At 64.5% G+C, this 3,652-nt stretch carries 6 protein-coding genes; 5 read left to right on the forward strand and 1 reads right to left on the reverse strand.

All coding sequences use genetic code 11. The features are described from left to right. Positions 1–61: 61 nt before the first annotated feature. Positions 62–343, reverse strand: a complete 282-nt coding sequence (locus CRT60_RS00205) for a mobilization protein (RefSeq protein ID WP_098734452.1) — start codon at positions 341–343, stop codon at positions 62–64. A 243-nt stretch (positions 344–586) separates the two neighbouring features. Between CRT60_RS00205 and mobQ the strand changes: the two genes are divergently transcribed. From mobQ to CRT60_RS00230, 5 genes are all read left to right on the forward strand, one after another. Further along, a complete protein-coding gene (gene mobQ / locus CRT60_RS00210; RefSeq protein ID WP_098734453.1) occupies positions 587–1,594 on the forward strand; it encodes a MobQ family relaxase in 1,008 nt (335 codons plus the stop codon). After that, positions 1,591–2,052, forward strand: a complete 462-nt coding sequence (locus CRT60_RS00215) for a hypothetical protein (protein WP_098734454.1) — start codon at positions 1,591–1,593, stop codon at positions 2,050–2,052. The genes mobQ and CRT60_RS00215 overlap by 4 nt, the downstream gene beginning before the upstream one ends. A 37-nt stretch (positions 2,053–2,089) precedes the next feature. After that, positions 2,090–2,269 carry a hypothetical protein gene (locus CRT60_RS00220; protein WP_098734455.1) on the forward strand — a complete coding sequence of 60 codons (180 nt, stop codon included), beginning with the start codon at positions 2,090–2,092 and terminating at the stop codon, positions 2,267–2,269. A gap of 562 nt (positions 2,270–2,831) precedes the next feature. After that, entirely contained in the window at positions 2,832–3,359 is a 528-nt protein-coding gene (locus tag CRT60_RS00225; RefSeq protein ID WP_244592184.1) for a helix-turn-helix domain-containing protein, read from the forward strand. Then, entirely contained in the window at positions 3,352–3,537 is a 186-nt protein-coding gene (locus CRT60_RS00230; RefSeq protein ID WP_098734456.1) for a hypothetical protein, read from the forward strand. The genes CRT60_RS00225 and CRT60_RS00230 overlap by 8 nt, the downstream gene beginning before the upstream one ends. Positions 3,538–3,652 lie beyond the last annotated feature (115 nt).

A 3,652-nucleotide genomic window follows, 5' to 3' on the forward strand; every position in this document is an offset into this window, starting at 1 on the left:
GCGAACGGCGGCGGGGTGCCCTAGGCCGCAGGCCGTTTGCCGGTGGATCACCGGGGCGGCCCTAAGCGGATTCCTCTGTCTTCACCTTCGGCGGCTCCCAACCGTCGAAGGCCGCACGGTCAGCGGGACGCTCGACCGCCTTGAGCAACTGCTCCACCACGCGGGCGAAGCGGTCATCCTGCTCAGCCTTCGCCAGAAGCAAGCCGCCGAGAATGACCTTCCGGCGCGTGTCGGCCTTGCGCTCCGCGTTCTTCTCGCGTGCCTTGATCGCTTGCATGCGGGCCTTGATCGCCTCGGCCTGCTTCTCCAACTCCGCCAGCTTCTCCGCTGCCGTCTTCGCCATGTGCTCCCCCTGTCCAACGAGACAGGGAAACTCTAGTTGGGGGCACCGGGGGACGACAAGTCCCGCCGGTCGGGTCCAGGGCTGGCCCTGGCGTGGGGGGTGCCCTTCGGGCAGGGGGGATTCCCCCGAGACGAACGCGGGTGTTGCGCAGCAACACGTAACCGCGCACTTCCTCCCTTCCGGTCGGTCGTGGTTTTCGCTAATGTGGGCGCGCTAGATCACCGAAAAACGGGCGCGCTCCCTGTGGCAATCTACCGCTGCGAGGTCAAGAACATCAGTAGGGGGCAGGGGCGCTCATGCGTCGCCGCTGCTGCCTACCGTTCGGCCTCAGAGTTGCGGGACGAACGCCAGCAAATCACGCACGACTACGCCCGCAAAACCGGCGTCGAACATGCTGAGATCGTCGCTCCTGATGACGCTCCATCCTGGGCGCTGGATCGGCAATCGCTCTGGAACCGGATCGACGCGGCAGAGAAGCGCAAAGACGCGCGCACGGCCAAGGAAGTGCTCGTTGCGCTGCCCCGCGAACTGACCCTGGCCCAACAGGTCGAACTGGTGAGGGACTTCGCCCGCACTGAGTTCGCCTCCAAGGGGCTGGTGGCTGACGTCTCCATCCACGCCCCGGATGCTTTGGATGGGGGCAAACAGCCGCACGCCCACATCCTGATTGCCACCCGCGCCTTGGAGGCCGACGGCTTCGCCAAGGGCAAGGACAAGAGCCTGGATCAGCCCCAGGGGATCGAAGCCATCCGCGAACGCTGGGCCACCCACGCCAATCGCTCGCTGGAACGGGCGGGATTGGAACAGCGGCTGGATCACCGCTCGCTGGAGAAACAGCGGATCGCCGCTCTCCAGCGGGGCGACGAGATCGAGGCGATCCGGCTTGACCGCGCTCCTGAGCCGAAAATCGGCCCGGTCGCCGCGGCGATGGTTCGCACCGGCCGGAGCGAGGAAGCTCACGCTTGGCGCGACGCCTCAGAGGTCCGCAAGGATCGGGGATGGCGCGACCGCCTGGCTGAAACCCTGCGCACCGTCCAGGCCAAGGCCCTGGAACTCGGGGTGGAGATCGGCAGCAAGGCCCGCCAGCTTGCCGAAGCCGCCAAGAGCTTCCTGGATCTGCCGGAGGTCGCCGCCGCCGGGCAGGCCCTCCAATGGCGCGAAGCTGAAAACGCCCTGCGCCAGCGACAAGACTCCCAGCAGCGGGCGCGAAAGCAGACGCTTTCGCGGGACTGGAAAGGGTTCAGCCGATGAGCACGGGGAATCCGGTTCTCGACGTGATCGACAGGAACAGCGCCCGTGTCGACGAGCTGGCGAAGCGCGTGGGCGAACTCTCCAAGGCCGTCGCCGGCGCCAACCCTGGCGCCGTCCTACAGGCCGTGCAGGAGGGCGCAGCCACACCCGCTCGCGAAGTCACCAGAGCGGCAGATACCGCCCTGGAAGCCGCCAGGATGGCCGCTGACGCGGGCGAAGCTCTGCGGCAAGGCAAGCGGGCCGTCATCGGCTGGACCGGCTGCGCGGCCTTCCTGGCGGGTCTGCTGATCGGGGCAGGGGGCATGTGGTGGCTTGCCATGGTGCCGGTGGACCGCCTCACAGCCTCGTTCGACCGCCTAGAGGCCGCGACTGCTGCCTGGGCGACGGCCACGCGAGGGCTGGTCGATCGCCTTCCAGTCCCCGGATCGACACCACCCGCCAAGCAATCGCCCCGCTGACGCCGGGCTACCCCTCACCCACAGATCACGGTGCCCCATGACAGCGTTCGATGTGCTGAAATCCAAGCTCCTGGCCGATCCGGCTGTGAAGGCCGCCTACGACGCGCTGGAAGGCGAGTCCGAAGCGCTTCGGCTGAAGCTGACCGGAGAGGCCGCAGAAGCCCGGCAGAAGCCCCAGGAAGGCCCTGAGGACGATTCCGGGTCGTCTGGAGCCTGATCGCTTCGGAGCCACTCGCAGAGCCCCCCTGCGCGCTCCTGGCGCGTTGATCGTCAGTCCACCCCTCCCCCCGACACCCCCCACCCCCTGCACCTTGGGGAAGTGCTGGCGCGTGGATATGTGGACGATGCCTGCGGCACCGGGGACGGCTGCACACCCGCCCACCGGCCTACGGCCCGTGGACGGCTGCACACCCGCCCCCTTCGCCCACATACCCACCCGCCCAACAAACAACAGTTTTTTTTTGTTTAATAGTGAACAAAAAAAGAACCTTAGATCATTAGAGAGGGAAAAAAATTTTCCCTTTTATTTCAATGACTTGTGAGGGGGGGGTGGCTCACCAGCTGTGAGCCTCGGTGGCTCACCAGCTGTGAGCCACCCCCGGCTCATTTGCTGTATGAAATCCGATCACGGTTGACCGAATTTTGAACATGTGCTGTCATAATTCCAGTCAACTATGAGCCGGGCTAGGGTCATGCGTGAACCTCCGAGACACACCGCTACGCACGTCACTCTGTCGAAAGGTCCCGGTCCCGGCCCTGGCGGTCAGCAATGGGTGCAGGTGCCGCGCAAGAGCATGGAAGCGATGGCCCAACTGATGGGAGAAAGCGCTTCCGCAGCTAAGTTGCTGGTGCAGATAACGGCAAGGATGGGGGATCACAACGCATTTGTGGCAAGTAATCAGGCGTTAAGTGACCTGACTGGTTTAAGTCTAGCGACAATTAAGCGGTCTATAAAGATTTTGCATGATCGCAAGTGGATCAACATCCTTAGGCTTGGACCAACTGGAACAGTCCGAGTGATTGTGGTGAACGATCAGGTCGCGTGGTTCGGGCCACGTGAAGGACTGCGCCATAGCTTGTTCAGCGCCGCCATTCTTGTGTCCGAAGCCGAGCAAGATGCGGCTGAGATGCTTGGGAACGGTCGCCTGCACGAATTGCCTGCGATCTATCGAGGCGAGATGCAGCTTCCAACCGGCGATGGCTTGCCGCCGCCTTCTCAGCCGTCATTCCTTGGCTTGGAGCCAGAATTACCGGCCCGTCATGTGGACCCGGAGCAACTCGACATCGAGGATCTTACCCATGGATGACGACGTTTTTGCCTCCATCAAGGCCGGACTGGAGGAAGCAATCGCCTTTCAGCGCGGTGAGTTGGAAAAGCCCGTTCGCCTCACTCGCTTTGAGCGCCTGCCAGACGGCACGTTGCGGCGGATCGTGGAGGAGGTGACCAGTCCCCCCGCTCCAACTCCGGGGCTGCCGCCCCGGTGATCCACGGGCAAAGGGCACCCCGCCGACGCGCCCCCATCGCGAACGGCGGCGGGGTGCCCTAGGCCGCAGGCCGTTTGCCGGTGGATCACCGGGGCGGCCCTAAGCGGATTCCTCT

The sequence above is a fragment of the Azospirillum palustre genome (assembly GCF_002573965.1).
In the GTDB taxonomy this organism is placed as follows: domain Bacteria; phylum Pseudomonadota; class Alphaproteobacteria; order Azospirillales; family Azospirillaceae; genus Azospirillum; species Azospirillum palustre.

Coding starts and splice junctions, on each gene's coding strand:
- CRT60_RS00230 (WP_098734456.1), top strand. CDS start 3,352: ATGGATGACGACGTTTTTGCCTCCATCAAGGCCGGACTGGAGGAAGCA.
- CRT60_RS00205 (WP_098734452.1), bottom strand. CDS start 343: ATGGCGAAGACGGCAGCGGAGAAGCTGGCGGAGTTGGAGAAGCAGGCC.
- CRT60_RS00220 (WP_098734455.1), top strand. CDS start 2,090: ATGACAGCGTTCGATGTGCTGAAATCCAAGCTCCTGGCCGATCCGGCT.
- CRT60_RS00215 (WP_098734454.1), top strand. CDS start 1,591: ATGAGCACGGGGAATCCGGTTCTCGACGTGATCGACAGGAACAGCGCC.